15 protein-coding genes are annotated in these 14,104 nt (G+C 39.9%); 7 read left to right on the top strand and 8 right to left on the bottom strand.

Annotated elements, in window-relative coordinates; genetic code table 11:
• Positions 1-155 precede the first annotated feature (155 nt).
• The 5 genes from PARA_RS04125 (at position 156) to oppF (ending at position 5,702) form a co-directional block, all read left to right on the top strand.
• Entirely contained in the window at positions 156-1,781 is a 1,626-nt protein-coding gene (locus PARA_RS04125) for an ABC transporter substrate-binding protein (protein WP_014064667.1), read from the top strand.
• Between the two features lie 80 nt (positions 1,782-1,861).
• On the top strand, positions 1,862-2,782 hold the full coding sequence (gene oppB, locus PARA_RS04120; protein WP_014064666.1) for an oligopeptide ABC transporter permease OppB: 921 nt from the start codon (positions 1,862-1,864) through the stop codon (positions 2,780-2,782).
• A gap of 9 nt (positions 2,783-2,791) precedes the next feature.
• On the top strand, positions 2,792-3,727 hold the full coding sequence (oppC, locus tag PARA_RS04115; protein WP_014064665.1) for an oligopeptide ABC transporter permease OppC: 936 nt from the start codon (positions 2,792-2,794) through the stop codon (positions 3,725-3,727).
• Between the two features lie 8 nt (positions 3,728-3,735).
• Complete coding sequence (locus PARA_RS04110; protein WP_014064664.1) at positions 3,736-4,707, top strand: ABC transporter ATP-binding protein; 972 nt, start codon at positions 3,736-3,738, stop codon at positions 4,705-4,707.
• Positions 4,704-5,702: a murein tripeptide/oligopeptide ABC transporter ATP binding protein OppF gene (gene oppF / locus PARA_RS04105; protein ID WP_014064663.1), complete on the top strand. Its 999-nt coding sequence runs from the start codon at positions 4,704-4,706 to the stop codon at positions 5,700-5,702. The genes PARA_RS04110 and oppF overlap by 4 nt, the downstream gene beginning before the upstream one ends.
• Before the next feature lie 40 nt (positions 5,703-5,742).
• Here oppF and PARA_RS04100 read toward each other — a convergent pair whose 3' ends face one another.
• Complete coding sequence (locus PARA_RS04100; RefSeq protein WP_014064662.1) at positions 5,743-6,612, bottom strand: VirK/YbjX family protein; 870 nt, start codon at positions 6,610-6,612, stop codon at positions 5,743-5,745.
• A gap of 112 nt (positions 6,613-6,724) precedes the next feature.
• Here PARA_RS04100 and yihA point away from each other — a divergent pair, with 112 nt between their 5' ends.
• Both yihA and PARA_RS04090 read left to right on the top strand, forming a co-directional pair.
• Entirely contained in the window at positions 6,725-7,339 is a 615-nt protein-coding gene (gene yihA, locus PARA_RS04095; protein ID WP_014064661.1) for a ribosome biogenesis GTP-binding protein YihA/YsxC, read from the top strand.
• 129 nt (positions 7,340-7,468) lie between these two features.
• Entirely contained in the window at positions 7,469-8,998 is a 1,530-nt protein-coding gene (locus PARA_RS04090) for a YifB family Mg chelatase-like AAA ATPase (protein WP_014064660.1), read from the top strand.
• 43 nt (positions 8,999-9,041) lie between these two features.
• Here the strand turns inward: PARA_RS04090 and nfuA are convergent, their stop codons facing one another.
• The 7 genes from nfuA to PARA_RS04055 all read right to left on the bottom strand — a co-directional run bounded on the left by nfuA (position 9,042) and on the right by PARA_RS04055 (position 14,102).
• Positions 9,042-9,626, bottom strand: a complete 585-nt coding sequence (gene nfuA / locus PARA_RS04085; RefSeq protein WP_014064659.1) for a Fe-S biogenesis protein NfuA — start codon at positions 9,624-9,626, stop codon at positions 9,042-9,044.
• A gap of 113 nt (positions 9,627-9,739) precedes the next feature.
• A complete protein-coding gene (locus tag PARA_RS04080; protein ID WP_014064658.1) occupies positions 9,740-10,429 on the bottom strand; it encodes a ComF family protein in 690 nt (229 codons plus the stop codon).
• Positions 10,430-10,448: 19 nt separating this feature from the next.
• Positions 10,449-11,831: a type IV pilus secretin PilQ gene (gene pilQ, locus PARA_RS04075; protein ID WP_014064657.1), complete on the bottom strand. Its 1,383-nt coding sequence runs from the start codon at positions 11,829-11,831 to the stop codon at positions 10,449-10,451.
• A 1-nt stretch (position 11,832) separates the two neighbouring features.
• Positions 11,833-12,216, bottom strand: coding sequence for a pilus assembly protein PilP (locus tag PARA_RS04070; RefSeq protein WP_014064656.1), 384 nt, complete (start codon positions 12,214-12,216; stop codon positions 11,833-11,835).
• Positions 12,216-12,758 (bottom strand): hypothetical protein, encoded by a 543-nt coding sequence (locus tag PARA_RS04065; RefSeq protein WP_014064655.1) that lies wholly within the window; start codon positions 12,756-12,758, stop codon positions 12,216-12,218. The genes PARA_RS04070 and PARA_RS04065 overlap by 1 nt, the downstream gene beginning before the upstream one ends.
• The gene (locus PARA_RS04060) at positions 12,755-13,267 is read right to left on the bottom strand and encodes a hypothetical protein (RefSeq protein WP_014064654.1); all 513 of its coding nucleotides are present in this window, start codon (positions 13,265-13,267) and stop codon (positions 12,755-12,757) included. Before PARA_RS04060 ends, PARA_RS04065 begins: the two co-directional genes overlap by 4 nt.
• On the bottom strand, positions 13,260-14,102 hold the full coding sequence (locus tag PARA_RS04055) for a hypothetical protein (RefSeq protein ID WP_014064653.1): 843 nt from the start codon (positions 14,100-14,102) through the stop codon (positions 13,260-13,262). Before PARA_RS04055 ends, PARA_RS04060 begins: the two co-directional genes overlap by 8 nt.
• Positions 14,103-14,104: the final 2 nt, after the last annotated feature.

Here is a 14,104-nt window from a genome sequence, read left to right as displayed (position 1 = left end):
ACTTTTAGCAATTTTTTCGCGATTTATTAGATACAAATCACAAAACGTTATTTTTCTTTAAATAATTACCTTACAAATCTTTACAAACATGAATTTTTGAGCTAATAAGAGAAGGACCCTTTATAAAAATATCGCCTAATGACAAGGAGGCTCAAATGCAACACAAACTACTTTTCTCTGCCATTGCGCTTGCTCTTTCCTATTCTGCTCAAGCAGTTATAGTGCCTGAAGGAACGCAATTAGATGAAAAACAACATATCGTGATCAATAATGGGGCTGAACCACAAAGTTTTGACCCGCAAAAAACCGAAGGTGTCCCTGAATCTAACGTTGCTTATCAATTACTTGAAGGCCTCGTCACCTCAGACTCTGAAGGTAAACTTCAACCGGGTGTGGCTGAAAGCTGGGAAAACACGCCGGATTTCAAAACGTGGACATTCCATTTACGTAAAGATGCCAAATGGTCAAATGGTGATCCTGTTACCGCGCACGATTTCGTGTTTGCTTGGCGTCGTTTAGTGGATCCTGCAACAGCAGCCCCTTATGCAAGTTACTTAAGTTACTTACAAGTGGAAAATGCGCAAGACATCATTGACGGTAAGAAAAAACCGGCTGAATTAGGTGTTGAAGCAAAAGATGATTATACCTTTGTCGTTCATGCAACCAATCCTGTGCCTTATGCAGTCAGTTTAACGACTCACCAATCCTTATTGCCATTACCGCAAAAAGTGGTCGAAAAATTGGGTGACGCATGGGTGAAAAAAGAAAATTACGTGGGTAATGGTGCCTATAAACTGGCGAACCACATTATTAATGAAAAAATCGAATTTGAACGTAACCCACTCTACTGGAACGATAAAGAGACTGTCATTAACAGCGCAACATTCCTTGCGATTGAAAACCCAAGTACTGATGTAGCGCGTTATCGAGCAGGTGATTTAGATATAACAAGCTACGCCTTACCACCAGAACAGTTTGCGAAATTACAAAAAGAATTGCCTGGTGAAGTATTCACGACACGTACGCTTGCGACCTATTCTTACGAGTTAAACAATAAGAAAGCGCCTTTTGATAACGTGAATGTTCGTAAAGCCTTGAACTTATCCCTCGACCGTAATGTGATCACCGATAAAGTTTTAGGTCAAGGTCAAACACCAACCTATGTGTTTACGCCGACTTACATCGAAGAAGGTCAGCTCATTCAACAACCTGCTTATTCAAAAGAACCAATGGCACAACGTAATGAAGAAGCCATTAAACTCTTAGAAGAAGCTGGCTACAGCAAAGCGAATCCGTTGAAATTCAGCATTCTTTACAACACCAATGAAAACCACAAAAAAGTGGCCATTGCTGCAGCATCTATGTGGAAAGCGAACACCAAAGGTTTAATTGATGTGAAATTAGAAAACCAAGAGTGGAAAACCTACATTGATAGCCGTCGTGCAGGCCGTTACGATGCAGCACGTGCAGGATGGAATGCGGATTACAACCAAGCCACAACATTCGGCAACTATTTCTTATCTAATTCGAGTAACAACACTGCAAAATATGCGAACCCAGAATATGATAAAGCCATTGCTGAATCTTATGTCGCAACGGATGCGGAAGGTCGTGCAAAAGCCTACGCGAAAGCCGAAGAAATTCTTGCAAAAGATTTCGGTATCGTGCCAATCTTTAACTATGTGAATCCACGCTTAGTGAAGCCTTACGTAAAAGGCTATTCAGGCAAAGATCCACAAGATCATATTTACTTACGCAACCTTTATATTATTAAACATTAATTCGTTGCTCGTATTTAAGTGCGGTTAAAAATTATCTTATTTTTTGACCGCACTTTTCGCCCATTTTGGTTGGAGTTGTTATGCTCAAGTTTATTTTTAAACGGCTGTTGGAAGCCTTGCCGACGCTGTTTATTTTGATTACTTTTTCTTTCTTTTTAATGCGCCTCGCCCCTGGCAGCCCGTTCACCTCTGAACGTGCTTATCCGCCAGAAGTCATGGCTAATATCGAAGCGAAGTATCATTTAAATGAACCATTATATAAACAATATTTCCTTTATTTAGAAAATCTTTCCAAAGGAGATTTTGGTCCCTCTTTTAAATATAAAGACCAATCAGTGAACGATTTAATCGCGTCTGCTTTCCCTGTTTCCATAAAATTAGGGATGGTGGCTTTCGCCTTTGCTGTTGTGTTAGGTGTCACAGCGGGTACGCTTGCCGCACTCAATCAAAATAGCCGTTGGGATTATATTTTGATGAGTTTCTCAATGCTTGGCGTAATTATGCCAAGTTTCGTCTTCGCACCAGTCTTAGTACTGATTTTTGCCATTTATTTGGGGTGGTTACCCGCTGGCGGTTGGAATGGCGGTTCAGCAATGTACATTATTTTACCCGTAGCATCCTTAACTATCGCTTATGTTGCAGGGATTGCGCGTATCATGCGTGGCTCGATGATTGAAGTGCTGCACTCCAACTTTATTCGGACAGCCAAAGCTAAAGGACTTTCCACGTCGAGAATCATTTTAAAACATGCTTTGCGCCCAGCACTTTTACCTGTGATTACCTATTTAGGCCCTGCTTTCGTGGGGATTATTACCGGCTCAATGGTCATCGAAAGCGTATTTGGTTTACCTGGCATGGGGTTATTATTTGTAAACGGCGCATTGAATCGCGACTATTCTTTAGTTTTAAGTCTCACTATTTTAGTGGGTACATTAACCATTTTATTTAATGCGATTGTGGATATTTTATACGCCATCATCGATCCAAAAATTCGTTATTAAGGATAAGTTATGACAGATTATCGTACTCAGCCGATTAATCAGAAAAATGCGGATTTTGTGGAACAAGTGGCTGACCGTATTGAAGAAATGCAACTGGAAGGCCGCAGTCTATGGCAAGATGCGAAACGCCGTTTTTTCCGCAACAAAGCGGCCGTTGCCAGTCTGATTATTTTGGCGTTTATTATTATATTTATTACCGTAGCACCTTGGTTCTTCCCATTTACCTATGAAGATACCGATTGGAATATGATGAGCACCGCACCAACAATGGAAGGCTATCACTTCTTCGGTACTGATGCCTCGGGTCGAGACTTGTTGGTACGCACTGCTATCGGTGGACGCATTTCCTTATTGGTCGGTATTGCTGGTGCCTTCATTTCCGTGACTATCGGCACAATTTATGGGGCGATTTCCGGTTATGTAGGCGGTAAAACAGATATGTTAATGATGCGTTTTTTAGAGATTCTCAGCTCATTTCCATTCATGTTTTTCGTGATTTTGTTGGTGACTCTTTTTGGCCAAAACATTTTCTTAATTTTTATCGCTATCGGGGCCATTGCTTGGCTTGGCCTTGCACGTATCGTACGCGGACAAACGCTCAGCCTGAAAAATAAAGAATTCGTCGAAGCTGCCATCGTTTGTGGCGTACCTCGTCGCCAAATCATTTTGAAACACATTATTCCGAATGTATTAGGCTTAGTGGCAGTTTATGCCTCGCTTGAAGTACCTGGGCTCATTCTATTTGAATCATTCTTAAGCTTCTTAGGATTAGGGACTCAAGAACCGATGAGTAGCTGGGGTGCACTCTTAAGTGATGGTGCTGCGCAAATGGAAGTGTCGCCTTGGTTATTAATTTTCCCGGCATTTTTCCTTTGCCTTACCCTATTTTGTTTTAACTTTATCGGTGACGGGTTGCGTGATGCACTCGATCCGAAAGATAGATAGGAGCGAATATGAATCCTTTATTAGATGTAAAAAATCTCTACGTTCGCTTCAAAACACCGGATGGTGTCGTCACAGCGGTGAATGACTTAAACTTCACGCTCAATGCGGGGAGCACGCTCGGCATCGTAGGCGAAAGTGGCTCAGGCAAGTCACAAACAGCCTTTGCTTTAATGGGTTTATTGGCAGCCAACGGTGAAGTCGAAGGTTCAGCTATTTTTGAAGGGAAAGAATTAGTTAATTTACCGAATGCTGAGTTGAATAAAATCCGTGCCGAACAAATTTCCATGATTTTCCAAGATCCGATGACATCACTCAACCCTTACATGAAAATCGGTGAACAACTCATGGAAGTACTACAATTACACAAAGGCTATGATAAACAAACTGCCTTTGCTGAATCCGTGAAAATGTTAGATGCAGTTAAAATGCCGGAAGCCAAAAAACGCATGGGTATGTATCCTCACGAATTTTCAGGTGGTATGCGTCAACGGGTGATGATCGCGATGGCCTTATTATGCCGACCAAAACTACTCATTGCCGATGAACCAACAACCGCTTTGGATGTGACCGTTCAAGCGCAAATCATGACCTTATTAAATGAGTTAAAACGTGAATTTAACACTGCCATCATCATGATCACTCACGATTTGGGCGTGGTAGCGGGTATTTGCGATCAAGTTATGGTGATGTATGCTGGACGAACCATGGAATACGGCACTGCAGAACAAATTTTCTATCATCCAACTCATCCTTATTCTATTGGCTTAATGGATGCAATTCCTCGCTTAGATGGCAATGAAGAACACTTAGTAACTATTCCTGGCAATCCACCGAATTTATTGCATTTGCCAAAAGGTTGTCCATTCTCACCACGTTGCCAATTTGCTACCGAACAATGCCAAACTGCGCCAAAACTGACTACATTTAATCACAGTCAATTACGTAATTGTTGGTTACCTGCGGAGAAATTTAACCTATGACAGTCTCGAACAACAAAGAATTACTTCTTGAAGTCAATCACTTAGGCGTTAGTTTTAAAATTAAAAATGAGAAATCCCTTTTCTTCGCCAAACCGCAAACCTTAAAAGCGGTGAAGGATGTCTCTTTTAAACTTTACGCAGGTGAAACTCTCGGTGTAGTGGGTGAATCCGGTTGCGGTAAATCCACACTTGCACGTGCTATTATCGGTTTAGTCGAAGCAAGTGAAGGGGAAATCTTGTGGCTTGGTAAAAATTTACGAAAACAATCAGCAAAACAATGGAAAGAAACGCGTAAAGACATTCAAATGATTTTCCAAGACCCGCTCGCCTCTCTCAATCCGCGAATGAATATTGGCGAAATCATTGCTGAGCCATTAAAGATCTACCAACCGCACTTAAGTGCTGCAGAAGTGAAAGAAAAAGTGCAAGCAATGATGTTGAAAGTCGGGCTTTTACCGAACTTGATTAACCGCTATCCGCATGAGTTTTCTGGTGGACAATGTCAGCGTATCGGTATTGCTCGTGCTTTAATCATTGAGCCGAAAATGATCATTTGTGATGAGCCCGTTTCTGCGTTAGATGTATCGATTCAGGCTCAAGTGGTAAATTTATTGAAATCCCTACAAAAAGAAATGGGGCTTTCCTTAATTTTCATCGCCCATGATTTAGCAGTGGTAAAACACATTTCTGACCGTGTGTTAGTGATGTATTTAGGCAATGCAATGGAATTAGGCAGTGATGAGGAGGTATATAACAATACCAAACATCCTTATACCAAAGCCTTAATGTCTGCAGTTCCAATTCCCGATCCAAAATTGGAACGCAATAAGTCCATCGAATTACTTGAAGGTGATTTGCCTTCGCCAATTAATCCGCCGTCCGGTTGCGTGTTCCGTACTCGCTGTCTAAAAGCCGATGAAAATTGTGCGAAACAAAAACCACCTTTCACTAGCCAAAACAACAGCCATTTTGTGGCTTGTTTAAAGGTCTTATAAAAACAAAAAGTGCGGTCAAAATTCACCGCACTTTTTACTTTTACAATTCTAGCTTTTCTTCGATTACTTTAGCCAAATCATCTAGCATCGCATAACGTTTGCGATACATTGAGCGTTTCTTACTCGGTACCTCATCAAGATTTCTATCTATCTCTAAAGGTAATTCCCAATAGTCCTTCAACTGTCCTCCTGATTCAACAAAAATCGCATCATAATCTACGACATAATGTGAACTTTGAATAAAACGCGATTTATTTTGATATTTTTGTGGAATACCTAACAATTGATTAAAGCCTAATGCTTTCGTCAATGCTTTCATCGTTTCCACCATCAAATAAGCAGGGCGTAAACCATGACACGTTTTTGTGAGTTGCTTCACCATCTCTTTGGAACCTTCAAAATTGGGTCCCTGCACCACAGAAATAAGCAATGCCTCACCAAGTTTGGCAAAAGTAAGCAAATACACTAATTCATTACGTGGTTTATGCCATAACTCCAATACCCAATAACCTTCCATCGGTTGATGTGTAGTCATCGATAATGTCATTTCAAAATCAGGAATTACCTCACCAAAACTTAATGGCGTTTTATAAATGGGGGCTGAAAGTGCGGTCAATTTTTCAGGTAAAAAAAGTAGATTGTCGCAGATAGCTTCGAAACGCTGTTTGCTATTAAAACGTTTATCTAAAAAACGATAAACTAATGGATAGCTATAATCCACATATTCATTTAATAATGTGACAAGAAAAGGATGCTGATTAATAAATTGCTCAAAATGAGCAATTGATCCTCGATGTAAAAAAGAACGAAGACGATAACGTAGGCGCTTAAGCGCATAAGAACGCCCTGGTCTATCGGGATAAACGGCTTCCGCTTTTGGCCAGCGATATTGATTCTCTTGAGATTCCATAGTAAAAAATAATTAAAGATGCTTTAAATCAATGCAAAGCGCGCATTCTCGCATAATTTCAGCAATTTTTCTATTTGTGATATGCTAGGCGCAATTAATGAAAGGAACAATTATGTCTGAAATTAAACTGAATTATCATAAAACGCATTTTCTTACGAGCGCCCCCAATATTCGTTCCATCCCAGAAGATACAGGGATTGAAATTGCGTTTGCAGGGCGTTCAAATGCAGGAAAATCAACCGCACTTAATGCATTAACCAATCAGAAAAGCTTAGCTCGAACTTCTAAAACCCCTGGTCGGACACAGCTCATCAACCTTTTTGAAGTAGAGCCTAATTGTAAACTGGTAGACTTACCCGGTTATGGCTATGCTGCGGTTCCCGAGAAAATGAAAATCGAGTGGCAAAAATCCCTCGGGGAATATTTGCAAAAACGGGAATGTTTAGGCGGGCTTGTTGTTCTGATGGATATTCGTCATCCGTTAAAAGATCTCGATCAGCAAATGATCGAATGGGCCGTTTCTGCTGATTTACCGGTTATGTTACTTTTAACCAAGGCGGATAAACTCAGTCAAAGTGCGCGTAGCAAACAAGTCAAAATGGTACGTGAAGCGATTTTGCCATTTCAAGGCGATATTCAAGTCGAAGCCTTTTCTGCACAAAATAAAATTGGTATTGATAAATTAGCGGCTAAATTAGATAGTTGGTTTGCACCACTTTTCGTGTAGTTTTTTATCAAGAAAAAATAATTTCTGCGATCAAGATCGCAAAAAAAGCACTGGATGGATGATTTCATTCTGTGCTTTTTTTATAGTGCGAAAATCTGATTATTTTTGACCGCACTTTAAGGAATCTGAATGTCTCTTGCTATTGTTTACAGCCGTGCATCGATGGGTGTACAAGCCCCTCTTGTTACGATTGAAGTACATTTAAGTAACGGGAAGCCTGGATTTACCTTAGTTGGTCTACCCGAAAAAACTGTAAAAGAAGCGCAAGATCGTGTCAGAAGTGCGTTAATGAATGCCCAGTTCAAATATCCTGCTAAACGCATCACCGTCAACCTTGCACCAGCTGATTTACCCAAAGAAGGAGGGAGATTTGATTTACCTATTGCAATAGGTATTTTAGCTGCATCGGATCAACTCGACGATAGCCGTTTAAAACAATTTGAATTCGTTGGCGAACTCGCATTAACAGGTGAATTACGTGGTGTACATGGCGTGATCCCCGCCATTTTAGCGGCACAAAGAGCGAAACGAGCCCCCATTATCGCTTATCAAAATGCTAATGAGGCGTCACTTGTCTCAGAGCAAGAGACTTATTTTGCTAAAAACCTTTTGGAAGTCGTGCAATTCTTAAATAATCAAGAAAAATTACCTTTGGCTTCATTACTTGCACAAGAAAGTTCGGTCGGATTTTCAGCTAAAAATCACTTAGATTTGACGGATATTATTGGTCAGCAACATGCTAAACGAGTCCTAACAATTGCGGCTGCAGGTCAACATAATCTGCTCTTTTTAGGCCCACCAGGGACAGGTAAAACTATGTTGGCAAGTCGTCTCACTGCATTACTCCCAGAAATGACTGATTTAGAAGCCATTGAAACCGCTTCGGTCACAAGCTTAGTACAAAATGAATTAAATTTTCAGAACTGGAAACAACGTCCATTTCGAGCGCCACATCATAGTGCTTCTTTGCCTGCATTAGTGGGTGGAGGAACCATTCCAAAACCAGGCGAAATATCGCTCGCACATAATGGTGTACTTTTTCTTGATGAGCTACCTGAATTTGAGCGTAAAGTACTGGACGCTCTACGACAACCCTTAGAAAGTGGAGAAATTATTATTTCGCGTGCCAATGCAAAAATCCAATTTCCTGCTCGCTTTCAACTCGTTGCGGCGATGAATCCAAGTCCAACGGGGCATTATACCGGAACACATAATCGTACCTCGCCACAACAAGTGATGCGTTATTTAAATCGCCTTTCAGGACCATTTTTAGATCGCTTTGATCTATCCATTGAAGTGCCTCTTCTGCCGCAAGGTAGTCTACAAAATACAGGGGATAGAGGTGAAACCAGCCAACAAGTAAGAGAAAAAGTATTAAAAGTGAGAGCGATTCAACTTGCTCGAGCCGGTAAAATTAATGCATATCTTTCAAGCAAAGAAATTGAACGAGACTGTAAATTACAAGATAAAGATGCACAATTTTTAGAGAATGCTTTAAATAAACTCGGACTTTCAGTAAGAGCCTATCATCGGATTTTAAAAGTCTCACGTACAATTGCCGATTTGAATGGCGAAAAAGAGATACTACAACCCCATTTAGCAGAAGCACTAGGATATCGAGCGATGGATCGGTTGTTACAGAAATTATCTGCCGCTTAAAAAATAAAAGGGCGAATAATTCGCCCTTATTTATCTTCTATGCTTAATAATAAGAATGTTCACCACGTTGGTGTTCTGTTACATCTCGTGCACCTTTTAGTTCATTTGGGAAAAGTGCGACCAATTGTTTCTCTACACCATCTTTTAAGGTTACATCAACCATTGAACAACCGTTACAGCCACCACCGAATTGTAGAACAGCATAACCATCATCAGTAATTTCAATTAACGTGATTTTACCGCCATGGCTGGCTAATTGTGGGTTAATTTGTGTTTGAATCACGTACTCTACGCGCTCAATTAAAGGCGCATCATCTGCAACTTTACGCATTTTTGCGTTAGGCGCTTTTAAAGTCAATTGAGCACCGAGCTCTTCTGTTACATAATCAATTTCCGCATCCTCTAAAAACGGTAAACTGATTTCATCCACAAATGCTGAAAAAGTATCGTATTTCATTTCGGTATCAGTCGCTTCAACTGAATTTGGCGGACAGTAAGACACGCCACATTCAGCTCCAGGGGTACCAGGGTTCACGACAAAAATACGAATATTTGTACCTTCTTCTTGTGTATCTAAAAGTTTCCGAAAATGTGCTTGTGCAGCATCTGAAATAAAAATTTGTTCCATAAATAAAATCCTAATACTTGATGCAATATATCAAGAATGATACTCCTATGCGGCAATTTTTTCTACATTTATTCCTATTTTTATAGATATAGATAAATCCTATCTTTAAAAATTTAAGCTCTCGCTAAGCCCCATACTTGTATTTCTTTTACACCTAATTTTCGAAGCTGTTTGGCTATCTCTGCTAACGTTGAACCAGTTGTAATCACATCATCTACCAAGGCAACTCGCTCATAAGGAAAGGGCTTTTGGGTATTCACAGCAAAAGCATTTTTAAGGTTCTGTCGCCGATCTTTTGCGGTTAAGCCTCGTTGAGTATGAGTATGTTTAATCCGTTTCACCACATGATGACAGTTAGGCACATCACACCAACGGCTCAACCAGTTAGCCAATAAATCCGCCTGATTATAACCCCGTTGCCACTGCCGAAAATGATATAACGGCACCGGAATAATCGCCTGTGGCAGAGAGAGCCCATGTGTTCGTCTCGCCTCTCGCACCGCAAGATAAAGCAAACGCGATAAACTGCGATCTAACCAGAACTGTTTTTGGAATTTAAAACGATGAATAAGTGAAGAAAGCGGTTCTATGTAATGCCCGATAATCACAATACGATCCCAAGCGGGTTCATTTCTCAAACAATGGCCACAGCCCATTGCATAATACTGCAAAGGTGAACCACATCGCCCACAATAAGGGAAAGTTTTAATTTGTTTCTGACATCGACTACACAATCCATTTCGACCTAAATGAATAGATCGCTTACAATGCACACAACTAAACTGAAAAAAATAGGAAAACATAAGAGAAATTGACCGCACTTTATTTTTTCACTTTTTCAACTTGCTTAAAATGCTTTTCTTTCTTAGCCATTTCCATTCTTTCACCTTGTTTCAAAATATGAGGGGTCACAAAAATAACGAGTTCGCGTTTTTGATGTCGTTCACTTTCCTTACTAAATAGACGCTTAATACCGGGAATATCGCCCAATAATGGTACTTTATCGATACCTTTCGTGATTGTGTCGTGGAATACCCCTCCCAATACAATTGTTTCGCCATCTTTGGCAAAAACTTGTGTATTAATTTCTTGTTTATCAATGGACACCACTTCATTTTGCCCGTAAGCCACGCGATTTCCCGGGGAATTTTGACTGACTAATAAATCCAATAAAATATTATTATCCTTCGAAATATGTGGTGTGACTTCCAATCCTAAGACTGCCTCGCGAAACTCTACTGACTGTGTATCATTTTTACCATTTGTCACTACATAAGGAATTTCTGTCCCTTGTTTAATGCTTGCGCTTTTCTTATTAGTTGTGAGTAAACGAGGGCTTGCAATAATTTCTACGTTATTTTCACGTTCAAGTGCGGTCAATTCTAAATCTAATAATCGACCATTAATTTTAGCCACTTGAAGTGCTAATGAGCCAGCTGGCGTGACCGTTGTCGCAAAATTCACGTTTAAATTATCACCGATATTACTAAAGCCATTCGCATCTAGACTGCCACTCACTCGATGAGCAGCCTCAGTAGGATTAAAAATACCCCAACGCACACCTAATTCTTTTAGGCTTTCATCGGTAATCGTCACAATACGTGCTTCAATGACAATTTGCTCAATGGGTTTATCCAGCTCTGCAATCAATTTTTTAATATTTTTGACAGAACGTGCATCATCCTGAATCAGTAACACATTGCTTCGGTCATCAAATGTAATTGTGCCGCTAGGTGAAAGCAAAGAACCACTCCCTGTTGTTAACGATTTCATCACATCAGCGGCCTTGGCAAAATGCAGTTTAACCGTTGCACTCACAAGTGGTGTTTCACTAGGCAAACTTTCTCCGCTAATCGTCATCGGTTCTACCATTTTCTCTGCATATTGTTCATGTTGAGAAGGCTTACCCAAATAATAAATATCCTTTTCTTGATAAAAAGAGAGCCCTTTGATTTTTGCGACAGAACGCAATAAACGATCAAAATCGACGCTATCTAATTGTAATGAAAGTGTTCCTTCTAATTCATCATCAATCATTAAATTGGTATTTTGCTCAAGAGCAAGTTGCTGGAGTGTCGCCACCATTGGCGCCTGTTTTAAGCGAAGTGAAAATATGCGATTTTCTGCCGCTGAGTAAGTTGTCCATAGGATCAAAAAACACATTAAAAACTGACCGCACTTTGTTTTTATTTTCTGCTTTACCATTTTAAAATCTCATTATGATTGAGGTTGTTTGTTCACATTGCCCTACTTTATAACCTTGAAGCATCACGCTGTTTTTACTCACTTTTTCGATTAAATAGCCTTCTTTTCCAATCCTCTGCCCGACTTGAGCAGAAAGAATATGCCCATCATCATTAAATAACACTTCTGCCTGTTTACCGTATTGCACGACTCCCACAATATGTAGCTGAGCCAATGGGCGTTCCTCCGCCAGTCTCGGCTCCGAATATACGCAAGTCGACACCGGCGGTAGGGTAAGCCCCTCTTTTGGATATTCGGTTTGTTCTCTTTGTTTACGATCAAAAGGATCTTGCGAAAATGCTGATACAGAAAAAAACGCTATCAAGATTAAGAAGAACTTTTTCATTATTTGTCCTTATTCAGTTGGAAAATTAACTCGCATGTAATAGAGGCATTTTCCTCTTCATCTAATTTCTCAATGTTTAATTGAGTTAAAGAAAGTGTAGGAACATTGTTTAAAAGTGCGGTCAAAAATTGCTGTAAATCGACAAAATAGCCTTGTAACGACAAATGCAACAAAGTATGTTGAGAAAAATCCCAACGTAAATCCAACGCTCGAAGTCGCCCATTTAACAGCGCCTGTACATGCTGATTAATCGGCAACACCGAATTAGCTAGTTCAGGAGAAAGTTGTCGGCTGTCTGACTTTTGCCTTAAAGTTTGTAAAATCTTTTCCTGTTTCTCCCACTCTTGCTGCTGCAAACTCAATTCTGCGTCAAGTCGATGTCGTTCGTTGCTATTTTCAACGTAACGAAAAACAGGTAAAAAAATGACCGCACTTAATGCACTCAACCAAAAGGCTGCATGGACTATTTGAGGTAATCGAAGCCATCTCCCAAACCAACTTTGTGCACTTTTTTGAACAAGCTCATTGATAAAGTTCCTCATTGCACAGACTCCGATAAATGAATATCAAATTGAAAAAATAACTGCTGTTGCACTGGCTGAAACTTAGTTAAGTTAACCTCTGTAAAATGGCGTTTGAGAAATTGATGTATCTCCTCAAACTCTTGTTGGCTTTCTGTCATGCCTGAAAGGACAATTTGCTTAGCATTGAGCGTAAATTCATCTAACTCGCCCTGTTTTAATGGCAGCTCACTTAATAAATTAAGCAAGCGATACACATATTCTGTACCCATTTCTGTCAGCTCATTCATTTCTTTCAGACTACTTTGTAGTTGCTGAACCTGAATGCGTTTCTGATGGACTTGATGAGTTATTTGTGTCAGTTTTTCTTTTGTCTGACTTAGGGCTTGCCCTTGTTGTTCATTGAGTTGGTTCAATCCAATGACAATCAAAACTGAGCAAGCTAGCCAAATGAAACCTTGCCACATAAAACGACGAAAGGCCTTTTGATGTTGTTCTAAGCGCCAAGGTAATAAATTAAGGCTAAACATCACCACTCTCCCGATTAATTGGAGGCGAAAGTACGGGCAGTTTTAAAGATAAATCCACTAGCTTTAAATCGGTTTGCCAAAGTGCATTACCTAAAGCAATGAAAGGAAGATCTGTTTCGATACGCTGCCAATCCTTAGGCTGTAATTCGATGGTGTCTGAATTCAACATATCGGGCGTTTGATACACATAAATCTGTTCTATCGTTTCAGGAAAACGCTGGATAAATTGTTGATAAAGCTCAGATAAATCACTTTGAGATTGCAAAACTTGTCGTTGTTGTAAGCGTTCACAAACGGCGAGACACCCTTGTTGATCTTGATATAAAAATAAGGTGTTAATCGGCTCTTGACCTAAAATGGCATAAAATGAACGTAAAATACTGTGATTCAGTAAATCAAGTGCGGTCAATTTTAACGGTAAATATTTTGCTAATTCAGCATTGGCGCTTTCTTGTCGAATCGCCGTTATATCCAAACGAAAACCTTGTTTTAATGGCGTGGTCAGATAATCAAACCATAATTCATCCAAAGGAATCGGTAATTCTTTTTGCAAAATAAAACGACATTGTTGTTCACATTCCTGGGCATTGAGTGTTTGTGGTAGAATAAGTGTTTTAGACCAAGTTAAGTGGGGCGAAATGGCGCCAACAAAACAGCATTGACTGTTTTTTTGTGGCAAATGAGGCAATAACTGGGAAAAAATATCTTTTTGTTGCGTATTTAAACAAATTGATTGAACTTTGTGTAATTCATCTAGCCAAACAAAATAGAGGTTATCTTGTTGTTTACTCACACCAATTTGTAGTTTTTGCTGCTTTCTATTGGCTATTCCCATAT

Source organism: Haemophilus parainfluenzae T3T1 (assembly GCF_000210895.1).
Taxonomy (GTDB): Bacteria; Pseudomonadota; Gammaproteobacteria; order Enterobacterales; family Pasteurellaceae; genus Haemophilus_D; species Haemophilus_D parainfluenzae_A.
Note: the sequence above shows the minus strand (reverse complement) of the source record. Positions and strands in the feature narration are given on the sequence as shown.

What these genes read in the sequence shown, in the direction of transcription:
- PARA_RS04125 (WP_014064667.1), top strand. Translation starts at nt 156, where the DNA reads ATGCAACACAAACTACTTTTCTCTGCCATTGCGCTTGCTCTTTCCTAT.
- PARA_RS04070 (WP_014064656.1), bottom strand. Translation starts at nt 12,216, where the DNA reads ATGAAAAAGTTCTTCTTAATCTTGATAGCGTTTTTTTCTGTATCAGCA.
- pilQ (WP_014064657.1), bottom strand. Translation starts at nt 11,831, where the DNA reads ATGGTAAAGCAGAAAATAAAAACAAAGTGCGGTCAGTTTTTAATGTGT.
- PARA_RS04110 (WP_014064664.1), top strand. Translation starts at nt 3,736, where the DNA reads ATGAATCCTTTATTAGATGTAAAAAATCTCTACGTTCGCTTCAAAACA.
- oppB (WP_014064666.1), top strand. Translation starts at nt 1,862, where the DNA reads ATGCTCAAGTTTATTTTTAAACGGCTGTTGGAAGCCTTGCCGACGCTG.
- oppF (WP_014064663.1), top strand. Translation starts at nt 4,704, where the DNA reads ATGACAGTCTCGAACAACAAAGAATTACTTCTTGAAGTCAATCACTTA.
- PARA_RS04100 (WP_014064662.1), bottom strand. Translation starts at nt 6,612, where the DNA reads ATGGAATCTCAAGAGAATCAATATCGCTGGCCAAAAGCGGAAGCCGTT.
- nfuA (WP_014064659.1), bottom strand. Translation starts at nt 9,626, where the DNA reads ATGGAACAAATTTTTATTTCAGATGCTGCACAAGCACATTTTCGGAAA.
- PARA_RS04065 (WP_014064655.1), bottom strand. Translation starts at nt 12,758, where the DNA reads ATGAGGAACTTTATCAATGAGCTTGTTCAAAAAAGTGCACAAAGTTGG.
- PARA_RS04080 (WP_014064658.1), bottom strand. Translation starts at nt 10,429, where the DNA reads ATGTTTTCCTATTTTTTTCAGTTTAGTTGTGTGCATTGTAAGCGATCT.
- yihA (WP_014064661.1), top strand. Translation starts at nt 6,725, where the DNA reads ATGTCTGAAATTAAACTGAATTATCATAAAACGCATTTTCTTACGAGC.
- PARA_RS04060 (WP_014064654.1), bottom strand. Translation starts at nt 13,267, where the DNA reads ATGTTTAGCCTTAATTTATTACCTTGGCGCTTAGAACAACATCAAAAG.
- PARA_RS04090 (WP_014064660.1), top strand. Translation starts at nt 7,469, where the DNA reads ATGTCTCTTGCTATTGTTTACAGCCGTGCATCGATGGGTGTACAAGCC.
- oppC (WP_014064665.1), top strand. Translation starts at nt 2,792, where the DNA reads ATGACAGATTATCGTACTCAGCCGATTAATCAGAAAAATGCGGATTTT.
- PARA_RS04055 (WP_014064653.1), bottom strand. Translation starts at nt 14,102, where the DNA reads ATGGGAATAGCCAATAGAAAGCAGCAAAAACTACAAATTGGTGTGAGT.